The 14,767-nt window shown below is 64.9% G+C and carries 13 protein-coding genes and 1 tRNA gene; 13 read left to right on the top strand and 1 reads right to left on the bottom strand.

Annotation, left to right across the window (positions count from 1 at the left end; all coding sequences use genetic code 11):
- Positions 1-329 precede the first annotated feature (329 nt).
- From DND132_RS16000 to DND132_RS15960, 9 genes are all read left to right on the top strand, one after another.
- A tRNA-Gln gene (locus DND132_RS16000) sits at positions 330-404 on the top strand.
- 31 nt (positions 405-435) lie between these two features.
- Positions 436-1,374, top strand: a complete 939-nt coding sequence (locus DND132_RS15995) for a ribose-phosphate diphosphokinase (protein WP_014323805.1) — start codon at positions 436-438, stop codon at positions 1,372-1,374.
- 95 nt (positions 1,375-1,469) lie between these two features.
- Positions 1,470-2,090, top strand: coding sequence for a 50S ribosomal protein L25 (locus DND132_RS15990; RefSeq protein ID WP_014323804.1), 621 nt, complete (start codon positions 1,470-1,472; stop codon positions 2,088-2,090).
- Between the two features lie 131 nt (positions 2,091-2,221).
- Positions 2,222-2,839 carry an aminoacyl-tRNA hydrolase gene (gene pth / locus DND132_RS15985; RefSeq protein ID WP_014323803.1) on the top strand — a complete coding sequence of 206 codons (618 nt, stop codon included), beginning with the start codon at positions 2,222-2,224 and terminating at the stop codon, positions 2,837-2,839.
- An 82-nt stretch (positions 2,840-2,921) separates the two neighbouring features.
- The gene (locus DND132_RS15980) at positions 2,922-3,437 is read left to right on the top strand and encodes a CarD family transcriptional regulator (RefSeq protein WP_014323802.1); all 516 of its coding nucleotides are present in this window, start codon (positions 2,922-2,924) and stop codon (positions 3,435-3,437) included.
- A 287-nt stretch (positions 3,438-3,724) separates the two neighbouring features.
- The gene (rho, locus tag DND132_RS15975) at positions 3,725-5,089 is read left to right on the top strand and encodes a transcription termination factor Rho (protein WP_014323801.1); all 1,365 of its coding nucleotides are present in this window, start codon (positions 3,725-3,727) and stop codon (positions 5,087-5,089) included.
- A 428-nt stretch (positions 5,090-5,517) separates the two neighbouring features.
- Positions 5,518-6,954, top strand: a complete 1,437-nt coding sequence (locus DND132_RS15970) for a beta-barrel assembly-enhancing protease (RefSeq protein WP_014323800.1) — start codon at positions 5,518-5,520, stop codon at positions 6,952-6,954.
- A gap of 67 nt (positions 6,955-7,021) precedes the next feature.
- Positions 7,022-8,005, top strand: a complete 984-nt coding sequence (locus tag DND132_RS15965; RefSeq protein WP_014323799.1) for a bifunctional riboflavin kinase/FAD synthetase — start codon at positions 7,022-7,024, stop codon at positions 8,003-8,005.
- 5 nt (positions 8,006-8,010) lie between these two features.
- Positions 8,011-9,903 (top strand): chloride channel protein, encoded by a 1,893-nt coding sequence (locus DND132_RS15960; protein WP_041915834.1) that lies wholly within the window; start codon positions 8,011-8,013, stop codon positions 9,901-9,903.
- 10 nt (positions 9,904-9,913) lie between these two features.
- Here the strand turns inward: DND132_RS15960 and DND132_RS17875 are convergent, their stop codons facing one another.
- Entirely contained in the window at positions 9,914-11,098 is a 1,185-nt protein-coding gene (locus DND132_RS17875; RefSeq protein WP_014323797.1) for a hybrid sensor histidine kinase/response regulator, read from the bottom strand.
- A gap of 95 nt (positions 11,099-11,193) precedes the next feature.
- Between DND132_RS17875 and DND132_RS15950 the strand changes: the two genes are divergently transcribed.
- The 4 genes from DND132_RS15950 to speB all read left to right on the top strand — a co-directional run bounded on the left by DND132_RS15950 (position 11,194) and on the right by speB (position 14,727).
- A complete protein-coding gene (locus DND132_RS15950) occupies positions 11,194-11,742 on the top strand; it encodes a macro domain-containing protein (protein ID WP_014323796.1) in 549 nt (182 codons plus the stop codon).
- Between the two features lie 9 nt (positions 11,743-11,751).
- Positions 11,752-12,291 carry an ATP-dependent protease subunit HslV gene (gene hslV / locus DND132_RS15945; RefSeq protein WP_014323795.1) on the top strand — a complete coding sequence of 180 codons (540 nt, stop codon included), beginning with the start codon at positions 11,752-11,754 and terminating at the stop codon, positions 12,289-12,291.
- A gap of 254 nt (positions 12,292-12,545) precedes the next feature.
- On the top strand, positions 12,546-13,931 hold the full coding sequence (hslU, locus tag DND132_RS15940) for an ATP-dependent protease ATPase subunit HslU (protein ID WP_014323794.1): 1,386 nt from the start codon (positions 12,546-12,548) through the stop codon (positions 13,929-13,931).
- 7 nt (positions 13,932-13,938) lie between these two features.
- Positions 13,939-14,727, top strand: coding sequence for an agmatinase (speB, locus tag DND132_RS15935; RefSeq protein ID WP_014323793.1), 789 nt, complete (start codon positions 13,939-13,941; stop codon positions 14,725-14,727).
- The last annotated feature ends 40 nt before the right edge of the window (positions 14,728-14,767 follow it).

The following is a 14,767-nucleotide window of genomic DNA, read 5'->3' as shown; positions in this document are numbered from 1 at the left end:
GCCGCCCCCGCCACCGTGCCGGGGACACCACCCGAACGCGACGCCCCGAAAGGGATGCAAGTCGATGGTCGAAGCGGGCGCAGCGAAATTCGCGACCGACGCGTATGGCAATACGCATGGGTCCGGATTTTGCATTGCGAAAACCGGCCGCTTATCGACAGCCCCGAGCCGACGACGGCAGGCTCCAGACAGGGAGCAGGGCAAAAAATGTCGAGAAGTGGTCGAGCGCAAGGCGCAAACAAAATTCGGGACCGCCGCGTGTCGTAATATGCAAGGGTCCGGATTTTGCGCAGCAACGCAGTGATCGGCCGCTTATCGACATTTTTTGCTGGGGCGTCGTCAAGCGGTAAGACATCAGGTTTTGGTCCTGACATTCGGGGGTTCGAATCCTCCCGCCCCAGCCAGAATTTAACCACGATTGCACAGAGGGTAGTCATGCACGGTGAACTGAAAATCATCAGCGGGTCCGCAAGTCCGAAACTGGCCGACGCCATTTGCGAGCACCTCGGCACCAAAGCGTCGCCGGTCCTGCGCGAGCGCTTTTCCGACGGCGAAATCCGCATCGAGATCGGTGAGAACGTCCGGGGCGACGACGTCTTCGTGGTCCAGCCCACCTGTTCCCCGGTCAACTTCCACCTCATGGAGTTGTGCCTGATGCTCGACGCGCTCAAGCGCGCCTCCGCCTCCCGCGTGACCGCCGTGGTCCCCTATTTCGGCTACGCGCGCCAGGACCGCAAGGTCGTGCCCCGCGCGCCCATCTCCGCCAAGCTCGTGGCCGACCTGCTGTCCACCGCGGGCATGCAGCGGCTGGTGACCATCGACCTGCACGCCGGGCAGATCCAGGGCTTCTTCAACGTGCCCGTGGACAACCTCTTCGCCGCGCCCGTGCTCATCGAGTCCCTGCGCGACCGGGACGACGACTTCGTCATCATCTCCCCGGACGCGGGCGGCGTGGAACGCGCCAGGGCCTACGCCAAACGGCTGGGCGCCACCCTGGCCATCGTGGACAAGCGCCGCGACGCGCCCAACCAGGCCAAGGCCATGCACATCATCGGCGACGTCGAGGGCAAGGTGGCCGTGGTCATCGACGACATGATCGACACCGCGGGCACCATGTGCGCGGCGGCCAACGTGATCATGGAGAACGGTGCCAAGGACGTGCTCGCCTGCGCCACCCATCCGGTCCTGTCCGGCCCGGCCTGCCAGCGCCTGGAGGAGTCCGCCTTCTCCGAGGTGGTCGTCACCGACACCATCCCGCTGGGCGACAAGCAGAACCTGTGCAGCAAGCTCAAGGTCCGCTCCGTGGCCTCGCTGCTGGCCAAGGCGATCAACAACGTGCACACGGAATCCTCGGTTTCCGTGCTGTTCACGTAGAAATTTCGTGTAAACGGGCCGCAAGGCCCCGAACCATTTAAAGCGCGAGCGTCCGTCCATGGTGGACGGCCAGGGCGTAACAAGGAGAAACTATCATGGCAGATCTGCTGAAACTGAACGTTCAGGAACGGTCCGAGATGGGCAAGGGCCCCAACCGCCGCCTCCGTGCCTCCGGCATGGTCCCGGGCATCTACTACGACGCCAAGGGCGCCAACATCCCGGTCAAGGTGCAGATGGTCCCCCTCCAGAAGACCTACGCGGCCGTGGGCAACTCCCAGGTCTTCGAACTGGTCCTGGAGCGCGGCGGCAAGACCGAGACCATGCCCGCCCTGCTGTGGCGCGTGCGCAACGAGCCGGTCAAGGGCGTGCCCGAGCACGTGGACTTCTTCGGCGTGGACCTGACCAAGGAAATCAAGGTCGCCGTCCCGTTCGAGATCGTCGGCAACTCCAAGGGCGTCAAGCTCGGCGGCGTGATGGAGCAGTACCGCGAGCACATCGAGGTCATCTGCAAGCCCATGGACATCCCCGAGGCCATCGTCATCGACATCACCGACCTGGATGTCATGGACCATGTCCACATTGAGGACGTGACCTTCCCCGAAGGCGTCACCCCGGTCTTCGAAGAGAACTTCGCCATCCTGTCCATCGCCGCGATGCAGGAAGAGGGCGAAGGCGAAGAAGGTGAAACCGCCGCTCCCGAAGCCGCGGCCGAATAACCCCGCGCAATCACCAAGTCACCACATCCCGGAGCGCGATGTCGTGCTCCGGGATTTTTTTTGCTTCCCGGCGAAGAGCCTGATACATTGCCTTTCGCGGCGAACCGCCGCGCGGAGAACGGACCCGACTCATGGATTTCAAAGGCGCCATAGTGGGACTGGGCAATCCCGGTCCCGAATACGCGAACACCCGGCACAACATCGGGTTCATGCTCGTGGACCATCTCCTGCAACTTGCCGGTGAGCGCAAGTCCATGCACCTTGAGAAGATCGAGGAGTCCGGCGACTACGACCTGTGGCAGTGCAAGTTCGCCGGGGCCTTCCGGCTCCTGGCCAAGCCCCTGACCTACATGAACCTGTCCGGCAAGGCCGTGGCCCGCATCTGCGGCCGCCACGCCATCGAACCCGGCGACCTGGTGGTGGTCCACGACGAGCTGGATCTGCCCGTGGGGCGCATGAAGTTCAAGCGGGGCGGCAGCGACAACGGCCACAACGGGCTCAAGTCCATCCAGGAACGCCTCGGCACCCCGGACTTCCACCGGCTGCGGCTGGGCATCGGTCGGCCCGCCGACCAGTACAAGCCCATCCCGGACTGGGTCCTGGAGCCCTTCGACCCGCAATCCGCCGCGCATCTGCCCGAAATCATCGCGCACGCGGCCAAGGGACTGGACATCTTTTTCCGGCGCGGCATGGGATTTGCCCAGCAGCACGTCAACGCCTTTTCCCTCCCGGAAGAAGAATCGGAGTAATCGTGGACTCTTCCCGTCCTTTTAGATATAATGTCTTTCTGTCGCATGCAAAAATGTAGTCTTTTCAAGAACTGAGGTCCCCGTGTTCAAGGTCGATGAATTGGTTGTGTATCCCTCCCAGGGCGTGGGGCGCGTGGAGCGTGTCGAGTCCCAGGAGATCGGCGGCGTCAAGGCCGATTTTTACATAGTCCGCATCTTGAGCAACAACGTGACCCTCATGGTTCCCGTGGCCAACGCCGTGAACGTGGGCCTGCGCTCCGTGTGCCCGGCCGACGTGGGCCAGGCCATCTTCGAATCCCTCAAGGACCGCACCGGATTCACCGGCTACACCGGCCAGAACTGGAACCGGCGCTACCGCGAGTATTCCGAGAAGCTCAAGAGCGGCGACCTGGCCGACGTGGCCTACGTGCTCAAGGAACTCTTCCTCATCGGCAAGGACAAGGAACTGTCCTTCGGCGAGCGCCGCCTGCTGGAGCAGGCCATGGGGCTGGTCTCCATGGAGCTGGCCTACTCGCTGGACCGCAGCCAGGAGGAGATCAAGGGGGACATCAACGAGATGTTCGCCGACGTTATCGCCGCGCAGGAGAAAAACGACTAGCAGGGCTTGTCAAGGCCCCTGGTTTCAGGTAACTGCCTCGTTGTGCCGCACCGCGGCATTCAGATTATCCCACTCCCACTTGGTTTTTGAGACGTCCCGAGGCTGTCAGCGCAACTTCAACGAGAGGTATGCTCCCGTCCCCTCACACCCGAACCGTCCGGCCGGAAAGGTTCATCCGCGACATCCCGAGTCCGACGCCCCCCGCGGCCCCCGCGCCGCCCCATCGCTATCGTATCTCTTGGTCAGATTTGACATAATTCCCAAAACCTCAACAAGAATTTCCCAACATGGCCACCAAAAAAGCTGATCCAGAAAGCAAAGGCAAAGGCACCGCCAAAAAAACCACTCGTAAAAAGGCCGTCAAGCCGGACGAGCAACCCGATGCCAACGGCAACGGCGGCAGCCTGAACCTCACCGAACTCAAGCAAAAATCCATGCAGGATCTGACCGATCTTGCCATGTCCTTCGAGGTGGAGAACCCCTCCACCATGCGCAAGCAGGAACTCATCTTCGCCCTGCTCCAGCAGTGCGCCTCCCAGAACGGCCAGATCTTCGGCGAGGGCGTCCTTGAGATCCTGCCCGACGGCTTCGGTTTCCTGCGCTCGCCCATGTACAGCTACATGGCCGGCCCCGACGACATTTACGTCTCCCCGTCCCAGATCCGCCGCTTCGGCCTGCGCAAGGGCGACGTGGTCTCGGGCCAGATCCGCCCGCCCAAGGAAGGGGAACGGTATTTCGCCCTGTTGCGCGTGTCCGAGATCGGCTTCGAGGACCCGCAGCACTCCAAAAACCTGGTCCTGTTCGACAACCTCACCCCGCTCTACCCCGAGGAGCAGCTCAGGCTCGAAAACGGCGCGACCAACTACTCCGCCCGGATCATCGACCTGCTCGCGCCCATCGGCAAGGGCCAGCGCGGCGTGATCGTGGCCCCGCCCCGCACCGGCAAGACCATCATGCTCCAGACCATCGCCAACTCCATCAACGCCAACCACCCCGAGGTGGACCTCATCGTCCTGCTCATCGACGAGCGGCCCGAGGAAGTGACCGACATGCAGCGCACGGTCCACGCCGAGGTGGTCTCCTCCACCTTCGACGAGCCGCCGACCCGGCACGTGCAGGTGGCCGAAATGGTCATCGAGAAGGCCAAGCGACTGGTGGAGCGCAAGCGCGACGTGGTCATCCTGCTCGACTCCATCACCCGGCTCGGCCGGGCCTACAACGCCGTGACCCCGTCCTCGGGACGCGTGCTGTCCGGCGGTATCGACGCCAATGCCCTGCAGCGGCCCAAGCGCTTCTTCGGCGCGGCCCGCAACATCGAGGAAGGCGGCTCCCTGACCATCATCTCCACCGCGCTCATCGACACCGGCTCGCGCATGGACGAGGTCATCTTCGAGGAGTTCAAGGGCACGGGCAACATGGAAATCTACCTGGACCGCCATCTGTCCGACAAGCGCATCTACCCGGCCATCGACATCAACCGTTCCGGCACCCGCAAGGAAGAGCTGCTCCTGGAAGAGGAGGTCCTCAACCGCGTGTGGATCCTGCGCAAGCTCCTCTCCCCCATGAACTCCATAGATTCCATGGAATTCCTGCGCGGCAAGATGAAGGGCACCAAAAACAACCGTGAGTTCCTTGATTCGATGAGTAAATAGGGACGGGAGGCGGCTTCCGATAGCGGGCCATCTGCACATTTTTTCCGCCCGCGCCAATCCTCACGTAGGCGGCTACGCTGCGGTTGTCGCGGCCGGAAGAAAATGCACAGCTGACCCACTCTCGAAAGCCTAGTGCCAGCGCGGAGAGCCGCTGTCGGGTGGCTGCGCCACCCGAATCGCTCCAAAGAAATGAAGAAATGGCCCCCGACTCGGGTATGAGTCGGGGGCCTTTTGTTGCGGATGAACCCGCGAAGCGGCCATAAAAAGTTTGGGAATAGAAGGGGATGGGGGTCCGGGGGAAGGGGAGGAAAGAACCCTTTTCAAAGGGTGCCCCTCTTCCCTTCCCCCGGCCCCCGGAGGCTCTTCCCAGGCTTGTGCAAGGATCGGCCGGTGGTTGCTTTGGGCGGGCAAATGGTTACTATGGCGCCATGCGCAGAGTGACCGCCATAGTTCCGGCCCTGTTGGCCGCCCTGATGCTGGTCGTGGTTCCGGCGGTGAACGCCCGTGCGGATTTGCTGGGCGGGAAGATGACCCTGCGGGACGAGAACAAGATGGGTCACGATTTCGACCAGATTCTCCGCGCCCAGCAGAACATGGTCGGCGACACGTACATCACCGACTACGTGGCCGAGGTGGTGGCCCGGGTGGTCACGGGCAAGCGGCCCATGCCCTTCCACGTCAAGAGCGCGGTCATCGCCAATCCGCTGATCAACGCCTTCGCCATCCCCGGCGGCTACATCTACATCTTCACCGGGCTGATCCAGTCCGTGGACACCGAGTCGCAGCTGGCCGGGGTCATCGCCCACGAGTTGGCGCACGTCTCCCAGCGGCACGTGGTCAGCCGCATCGAGAAACAGAAGAAGGTCACCCTGCTGTCCACGGCGGGCATGCTGGCCGGGCTGCTGCTGGGCATCGCGGCGGGCGGCGGCAACGCGGCCCAGGCCGGACAGGCCCTGGTCATCGGCTCCCAGGGCGCGGCCACGGCGGCCATGCTCCACTATTCCCAGGACGACGAACGCGAGGCGGACCACGTGGGTCTCAACTCCCTGGTGGCGGCGGGCTACAATCCCGAGGGCATGCCCCAGACCTTCGAGATCATGCTCAAGAACAAATGGTACGACAACAGCTCGAGCATGCCGAGCTACCTGTCCACCCACCCCGGCACCGCGGAGCGCATCACCTACCTCAACGACCGCATCGCGCGCATGCCCAAGGAATTTCTCGAGCGCAAGGACGACAACACCCGGCTGAAGCGGGTTCAGGCCCTGATCCGCTCGCGCATGTCCCCGGCCAACACGGCCCTGGCCTACTGGGACGACATGAAGCAAAGCGACTACACGCCCATGGACTGGGTGGGCCGGGGCATCACCCTGGAGCGGCTCAAGCGTCTGGACGAGGCCCAGACGGCCTTCGAGAAGGCCCTGTCCCTGGCCAAGGACGACCCCCTGGTGGTCCGCGAGGCGGGCATTTTCTACTTCAAGAGCGGCCAGGCGGACCGCGCCCTGGGCCTGTTGCAGAAGGCGTCCATCATGAACAAGGACGACGCCATGGCCCTGTTCTATCTGGCCCGGCTCCAGGCCGAGGCCAAGCAGTACGGCGAGGCCGCCCGGAACATGCGCAAGGTCAACGAGCTGGTGCCCGAGGACTGGGAGGTCCACCATCACCTGGGCATGATCCTGGGCGAATCCGGCGACGTCTTCGGCGGCAACCTGCACCTGGCCTACGCCGCGGTCTATTCCATGCGCCTGGACAAGGCCCGGGAATACCTGAAGCGGGCCAATGAGCTGGCCCAGACCCAGGAGCAGAAGGACCAGGTCAGGGAGCTGGAGGACGCCATCCAGGCCCGAGCCCAAATCGGAAAGTAGCCCACCCTTGTGCACCGGGGTGTTTTGGCGTAGGTTGCATATTTTTCAAACAGGAACACCCTATACAATGATCGTCGCACGGACCATACAGGACATCCAGGGCGTCATCGCCGGGTCATGCGTGACCATCGGCAACTTCGACGGAGTCCACAAGGGTCATCAGAAACTCATCGCGCTGGCCTGCGAGCGGGCCAAGGCCCGGGACCTCACGAGCGTGGTCGTGACCTTCGACCCCCATCCCCTGCGGGTGCTGCGCAACGACCGCACCCCGCCGTTCATCACCTTGACCGAACAGAAGCTGGAGCTCATCTCCCAGTACGGGCCGCAGGTCTGCCTGCTGCTCGAGTTCACCATGGACATGGCCCGGCTCTCCCCAGAGGAGTTCGTCAAGACCTACCTGGTGGACGGGCTCAAGGTGAAGGACATGATCATCGGCTACGACTACCACCTGGGCAAGGGACGGGCCGGAAACTTCGAGACCCTGTGCGAACTGGGCGGGAAGTACGGCTTCACCGTGGACCGGCTGGACCCGGTGACCATCGACAACGCCATCGTCTCCTCCACCCGCATCCGCGACCTGGTCCAGGCGGGCCACGTCTGGGCGGTGCGCCCCCTGCTCGGCCGGTTCTACCAGGTCACGGGCGAGGTGGTGCACGGCATGAACCGGGGCGGCAAGCTGCTCGGCTTTCCCACGGCCAACCTCAAGCTGGTGGACGAGCTCTTTCCCAAGCCCGGGGTCTACGCCATCTGGGCCGAGGTGGACGGCGCGGTCTACGAGGGCGTGGCCAACATCGGCAAGAACCCGACCTTCGGCAACGACGTCCTGTCCGTGGAGGCCCATCTGCTCGACTTTTCCGGCGACATCTACGGGGACGTGATCCGGGTCCACTTCGTGCAGCGCATCCGCGACGAGAAGAAGTTCAACGGCCTGGACGAACTCAAGGACCGCATCGCCAAGGACGTGGAACTGGGCCGACGCATCCTGGCCCAGCCCGAGGCGGCCATCAAACTGACCCATCCGGACTTCCACCGATGCCCGGAGGTCCGCTGAGTCCCATGCCTTTTCACAGACTGATCAATTACTGGAAGGATTTCGTCAAATCCTACCGCACGGTGACCTCGTTCCGATGGCTGATCATCGGCGTGGTCGTCGGCACCCTGTCCGGGCTCGTGGCCGCGGGCTTCTTCTGGCTGGTGGAGAGCGGCAAGTTCCTCATCCAGCACCATCTGGCGGGCATCGTCTCCCCGGACCCGGCGGGCGAGGGCTTGTTCGAGGGTCCGGCGGGCCAGTTCCGGCCGTGGGTCATCCCGGTCTTCACCACGGGCACGGCCCTGCTCACCGGCTGGCTGGTCAAGACCTTCATCCCCGAGACCATCAACGGCGGAACGGACGGCACGGACGCGACCATCAACGCCTTCCACAACAGCGGCGGCATCATCAAGGGCCGCGTGGCCATCATCAAGGGACTGTGCTCGGTCCTGACCATCGCCTCGGGCGGATCGGCCGGACGCGAGGGCCCCATCACCCAGATGGGCGCGGGCATCGGCTCCTGGCTGGCCAAGCTCATGAACATGTCCGCCAAGGAACGGCGCATGCTCCTGCTGGCCGGCGCGGCGGGCGGCCTGGGGGCCATCTTCCGCGCCCCGCTCGGCGGCGCCCTGACCGCCGTGGAGGTCATCTACCGCGAGGACTTCGAGTCCGAGGCCATCCTGCCCTCGGTCATGAGTTCGGTGGTCTCCTACTCCATCTTCACCTTCTTCTACGGCACGGACCCCATCTTCGGCATCCCGCGATTCACCTTCCACGACCCGCGCGAGCTGATCTTCTACGCCCTGCTGGCCTTTGTCTGCGCCGCGGTGGGCTGGCTCTACGTCAAGACCTTCTACACCATCAAATATCACGTCTTCTTCCCCCTCAAGGAGAAGATCGGCCTGGTCTGGTCCATGGGACTGGGCGGCCTGGCCATGGGGCTGCTCGGCATCCTCTACCCCTACACCGCCCAAAACGGCCTGGTCACCGGCGGCATCCTGTCCGGCGGCTACGGCTGGCTCGAACTGGCCATCCTCGGCCAGATTCCGGCCCTGGGCATGTGCTACATCATCATCGGCAAGACCCTGGCCACCTCGGTGACCATCGGCTCGGGCATGTCCGGCGGTATGTTCGCCCCGGCCCTGTTCGTGGGCGGCATGTCCGGCGGCCTGGTGGGCAAGCTCGGCCACCACTTCTTCCCGAACATCGTCACCCAGCCCGGCGCGTACATCCTGGTCGGCATGGCCGCCTTCTTCGCGGGCGTGGCCAACGCCCCCATCGGCCCGCTGATCATGGTCACCGAACTGACCCAGGGCTACGGCCTGCTCGCCCCGCTCATGCTCGCCTCGGCCCTGTGCATCGTGCTCGGACGCGGCTACTCCCTCTACGAGCACCAGGTGGAGAACAAGTTCGACTCCCCGGCCCACGCCGAGGACGCGACCATCAACATCCTCGAACAGATGCACGTCTCGGACTTCTACAACCCCGGCGACGTCATCGTCCTGGAAGAGGGCACCACCCTGAAGGCGCTGACCGACATCATCGCCCACTCGGACCAGTTCTACTTCCCGGTCCGCAGCCAGGACGGCACCTACGTGGGCATGGTCTCCATCCACAACGTGCGCAGCTGGATGTTCGAGGAGGAACTGCACGAACTGGTGGTGGTCCGCGACCTCATGTCGCGGCCGGTCTACGTCCGCCCGGACTACGACCTGTACCAGGCCCTGCTCCGCTTCGTGAACACGGACTACGGCCAGATTCCGGTGGTCTCCGAGACCGACACCTCGGACATCCTCGGCCTGATCAACCGCGACGACGTGTTCCTGGCCTACGCCGAGGCCATCGCCGAGGTGAAGGGCGAGGGCCAGGGCGAGGCCGCCCTGAGCGCCGAACTGCAACCCCCGGCCAAGGCAAGCTGATACAAACGGACTAGGCCAGGGGCAGGTCGAAGACGACCGCCGTTCCGGGCCGTTCCCCGTCCTCCGTGGCGGGCGACAGGACGAGCAGGGTCCCGCCGTGCTCGTCGCAGATGACCCGCTTGACCTTGGTCAGCCCCATGCCCACGCCCTGCGCCTTGGTGGTGAAGAAGGGATCGGTCACGTACGGCAGGACCGCCTGGTCGATGCCCGGTCCGTCGTCGGCCATGCGGATGCCGTAGCGCTCCCGGCCGGGAACGGTCAGCCCGGCCTCGGCCAGCTGGTCGGCGAACATGCCCGGCCCGCCTTGGACGGTCAGACGCACGCGCCCCGTGCCGGAAAATTCCACGGCATTGACCGCGATCTCGGCCAGGGCCGTGACCACGATGCGCTCGTCCACCCTGACCAGACCCGGTTGCAGGCCGCCGTCCACCATCAGCTCCCGGCCCGAGGACGCCGCGAATCCGCGCGCCCTGTCCAGGGCCGCGTCCATAAGCCCGGCCGCCTCCACGTCGGAGAATTCCCCCACGGACAGGGAGACGTACTCGCTGATGACCCCCACCAGGCTCTCCAGCCGTAGGCTGTCCTCGCGCACGGCCTCGGCATAGGAGGCCAGCGAACTGCCCTCCGGTACCTTGCGCAGGAGCAGCCCGGCGATACCGCCGATGGACATGACCGGGTTGCGGATCTGGTGGGCCATGGCGTCGGCGAAGTGCTTGAGGCTCTCCACCCGCTCCCGCTGGGCCCGGACCACCTCGGCGGTGCGCTCCCGGACCCGCTCCTCCAGGGCCTCGTTGTGGCGCTGCAACTGCTCCCGCGCCAGCTTGAGGTCCAGATGCGCCCTCACCCGGGCCTGGACCACGGGCGGACTGATGGGCTTGGCGATGTAGTCCGAGGCACCGGCGCGCAGTCCCCTGGCCTCGTCGTCCGGGGCGTCCAGGGAGGTCACGAAGATGACCGGGATGTCCCGCGTGGCCGGGTCTTCCTTGAGCCTCCGGCAGACCTCGTGGCCGCTCATGCCCGGCATCATCACGTCCAGCAGGATCAGGTCCGGCCGGGGGTCGCCCGCCGCGCGCTCCAGAGCCGTGGCCCCGTCGGTGGCGGCCAGCAGGGTGTACAGGGGATACAGCGCCTCGATCATGATGCTGATGTTCTCGGGCTGGTCGTCCACCAGGAGTATGGTCTCGGTCTTGCTCATTGCCGCCACCATAGCACGAACCCACGGCTGCCGAAAGTTTTTCGCGCACCGTCCCCCTTGCCATTTCGCCCCGAGGCCTTACCTAACAAGGCGTCATGCAGAGAACATGGAGCGCAGGCCCCGGACGGCTGTCCGTCCGCGAAGGCGACATCACCCGGCTGACCGTGGACGCCGTCGTCAACGCGGCCAACTCACGCCTGGCCGGGGGCGGCGGCGTGGACGGAGCCATCCACCGCGCGGCCGGGATCGACCGGCTCCAGGCTGCCTGCCGGGAGATCATCCGCGAGATAGGTTCCCTGCCGCCCGGCGAGGCGGTCATCACGCCGGGCTTCGGCCTGCCCGCACGGCACATCATCCACACCGTCGGCCCCATCTGGCGCGGCGGCGCAAACAGCGAGCCCGAGCTGCTCGGCAACGCCTACCGCAACAGCCTCGCCCTCGCCCATCGACACGACATCCAGACCCTGGCCTTTCCGGCCATCTCCTGCGGCGTCTACGGCTATCCGGTCGAAGACGCGGCGCGCATCGCGCTCACGGTCCTCAAGGAAGGGATCGAGGCGGGACTGGTCATTGAAGCGGTCATGGTCCTGCACGGCGAAGCGGCCTACGACACCTGGTCGCGCATCGCCGAAGACATCCTGTAAGGAGCACCCATGGAACTCAGAGGAACGACCATCGTTGCGGTCAAGGACGAAAACGGCACCGCCGTGGCCGGTGACGGCCAGGTGACCCTCGGCCAGGCCGTGGCCATGAAACACACCGCCCGCAAGGTCCGGCGCATCTACAAGGACCGTGTGAGCATCGGCTTCGCCGGGGCCACCGCCGACGCCTTCACCCTGTCCGAGCGGTTCGAATCCAAGCTCGAAACCTATGCTGGCAACCTGCTGCGGGCCGCCGTGGAGCTGGCCAAGGACTGGCGCACGGACAAGTACCTGCGCAAGCTTGAGGCCATGCTGCTGGCCGCCGACGGGGAGCACATCCTGATCATCTCCGGCACCGGCGACGTCATCGAACCCGACGACGGCGTGGCCGCCATCGGCTCGGGCGGCTCCTACGCCCTGGCCGCGGCCCGCGCCCTGCAACAGAACACCGACCTCCCGGCCGAGACCATCGCCCGCAAGGCAATGGAGATCGCCGCCGACATCTGCGTCTACACCAACAACCACATCACCATTGAGACGCAGGCCAAGTGATTGTCATGAAGATGCGGGAGGGAAACTTTTGGAAAAGTTTCCCTCTCGCGCTCTCCCTTCCAAACTTTTTGGCGCCACGCCGCCTGGAAGGGATGAGGAACGCGAGAAAAAACATGGCGGCGTGGAGGGTGCGTCCTCGATGGGACGTGCCATATAATCGAGAACACTCCCACGCCGACAGGCGTGCGATAAAAAGTTTTGGAGATTCTTAAGAACCTTTTTCAAACGGTTCTTAAGCCGCCGGAGGCATCCACATGAGCAATCTGACCCCCCGTGAAATCGTATCGGAACTGGACAAGTACATCATCGGCCAGGAGGCGGCCAAACGCATGGTGGCCATCGCCATGCGCAACCGCTGGCGCAGGCAGCAGCTCGATCCGGAGCTGCGCGACGAGATCGCGCCCAAGAACATCATCCTGATGGGCCCCACCGGCGTGGGCAAGACCGAGATCGCCCGCAGGCTGGCCCGCCTGGCCAACTGCCCGTTCTTCAAGGTCGAGGCCACCAAGTTCACCGAGGTGGGCTACGTGGGCCGCGACGTGGAGTCCATGATCCGCGACCTCATGGAGATCGGCGTGAACATGGTCCGCAAGGAAGAGACCGAAAAAGTCCGCATCAAGGCCGAGAAGAACGCCGAGGAACGTCTCCTCGACCTGCTCCTGCCCGGCAAGAAACCGCAGCCCGGCGGGGCCATGGGCTTTTTCCAGGGCGGCCAGGACGGCGCGGTGGAGAAGATCGAGCCGCCCAGAGAGGACGCCACCCGCGAGAAGTTCCGCCAGATGTTCCGCGCGGGCCAGCTGGACGAACGCGAGGTGGAGATGCAGGTCACGGTTCAGAGCGGGGCGTCCGTGGAGATCATGGCCATCCCCGGCATGGAGGAGATGGGCTCCAACCTGCAGAACGCCTTTTCCAACATGTTTCCGGGCAAGCGCAAGGCCCGCAAAATGAAGATCAAGGACGCCTACCAACTGCTCATCGACGAAGAGGCCGACAAGCTCATCGACCCGGACACGGTCAACGAGCTGGCCAGGGAGCGCGTGGAGCAGCAGGGCATTCTGTTCATCGACGAGATGGACAAGATCGCCTCGCGCCACGACCAGATGGGTGGCGGCTCGGCCGACGTGTCACGCGAGGGCGTGCAGCGCGACCTGCTGCCCATTGTCGAGGGCAGCGTGGTCAACACCAAGTACGGCATGGTCAAGACCGACCATATCCTGTTCATCGCGGCCGGGGCCTTCCACTTCGCCAAGCCGTCGGACCTCATCCCCGAGCTCCAGGGCCGGTTCCCCCTGCGCGAGGAGCTGGCCTCCCTGCACAAGGAGGAGTTCTACAAGATCCTGACCGAGCCCAGGAACGCCCTGACCGTGCAGTACAAGGCCCTGCTCCAGACCGAGGGCGTGACCGTGGACTACACCAGGGAAGCCCTGGAGGAGATCGCGGTCATGGCCGAGAAGATCAACGAGGAGACCGAGAACATCGGCGCGCGCAGGCTTTACACCATCATGGAGAAGATCCTGGCCAACCTGTCCTACGAGGCCCCGGACAAGTCCGGCAGCCAGGTCGTCATCGACCGCGACTACGTGGTGGCCCAGCTGGGCGAGGTCATCGAGGACCGCGACCTGTCGCGTTACATCCTGTAGGCCGGACATGCGTATCCCCGTCATCGGCGTCCCCCTGGACCACAACTCGTCGTACCTGCGCGGCCCGGCCAAGGGACCCTTCGCCCTGGTCCAGGCCCTGCACTGCGATTCTGCCAACCTGTGGACCGAGACCGGCTTCGACCTGGGGCCGGTCCTGGACCACCGGGGGGCGCTCGGCCTGAACGACCCGGATACGGCCTTCGCGGTCATCGAGGAGGCCGCGTTCCAGGCGGGACGGGCCGGTCTGCGCCCCATCTTCCTGGGCGGGGACCACTCCGTGACCCACCCCCTGGTCCGGGGTCTCGGGCGGGCCGTGGGCGATTTCGCCATCCTGCACTTCGATGCCCACCCGGACTGCTACCACGAGTTCGAGGGCAATCCCCATTCCCACGCCTGCCCCTTTGCCCGGATCATGGAGGCGCAATTGTGCACCCGGCTGGTCTCGGTGGGCATCCGCACGGCCCACGGGCACCAGCGCGAGCAGCGGGAGCGGTTCGGCATCGAGTGGCTGGAGATGAAGGACCGGGCCAACTGGCCGAAGCTCTCCTTCGACGTCCCGGTCTATGTCAGCGTGGACCTGGACGCCCTGGACCCGGCCTTTGCGCCGGGGGTGTCGCACCACGAGCCGGGCGGCCTGAGCACACGCGAGCTGCTCGACGTGCTCCACGGCCTGGACGCGCCGGTCATCGGGGCGGACGTGGTGGAGCTCAACCCGGACCGCGACCTGAACGGCGTCACGGCCATGACCGGGGCCAAGATCCTGCGTGAAATCGCGGGCATGATGCTCTCCGCCTGATCCCGGACCGGCTGCGGCGAACCGCATTCTAATACCCTTG

It is taken from the genome of Pseudodesulfovibrio mercurii (assembly GCF_000189295.2).
Lineage (GTDB): Bacteria > Desulfobacterota > Desulfovibrionia > Desulfovibrionales > Desulfovibrionaceae > Pseudodesulfovibrio > Pseudodesulfovibrio mercurii.
Note: the sequence above shows the minus strand (reverse complement) of the source record. Positions and strands in the feature narration are given on the sequence as shown.

Excerpts from the sequence above, each read along its gene's own strand:
- DND132_RS15995 (WP_014323805.1), top strand. The coding sequence starts at position 436 with ATGCACGGTGAACTGAAAATCATCAGCGGGTCCGCAAGTCCGAAACTG.
- DND132_RS15990 (WP_014323804.1), top strand. The coding sequence starts at position 1,470 with ATGGCAGATCTGCTGAAACTGAACGTTCAGGAACGGTCCGAGATGGGC.
- pth (WP_014323803.1), top strand. The coding sequence starts at position 2,222 with ATGGATTTCAAAGGCGCCATAGTGGGACTGGGCAATCCCGGTCCCGAA.
- rho (WP_014323801.1), top strand. The coding sequence starts at position 3,725 with ATGGCCACCAAAAAAGCTGATCCAGAAAGCAAAGGCAAAGGCACCGCC.
- DND132_RS15970 (WP_014323800.1), top strand. The coding sequence starts at position 5,518 with ATGCGCAGAGTGACCGCCATAGTTCCGGCCCTGTTGGCCGCCCTGATG.
- DND132_RS15965 (WP_014323799.1), top strand. The coding sequence starts at position 7,022 with ATGATCGTCGCACGGACCATACAGGACATCCAGGGCGTCATCGCCGGG.
- DND132_RS15960 (WP_041915834.1), top strand. The coding sequence starts at position 8,011 with ATGCCTTTTCACAGACTGATCAATTACTGGAAGGATTTCGTCAAATCC.
- DND132_RS17875 (WP_014323797.1), bottom strand. The coding sequence starts at position 11,098 with ATGAGCAAGACCGAGACCATACTCCTGGTGGACGACCAGCCCGAGAAC.
- DND132_RS15950 (WP_014323796.1), top strand. The coding sequence starts at position 11,194 with ATGCAGAGAACATGGAGCGCAGGCCCCGGACGGCTGTCCGTCCGCGAA.
- hslV (WP_014323795.1), top strand. The coding sequence starts at position 11,752 with ATGGAACTCAGAGGAACGACCATCGTTGCGGTCAAGGACGAAAACGGC.
- hslU (WP_014323794.1), top strand. The coding sequence starts at position 12,546 with ATGAGCAATCTGACCCCCCGTGAAATCGTATCGGAACTGGACAAGTAC.
- speB (WP_014323793.1), top strand. The coding sequence starts at position 13,939 with ATGCGTATCCCCGTCATCGGCGTCCCCCTGGACCACAACTCGTCGTAC.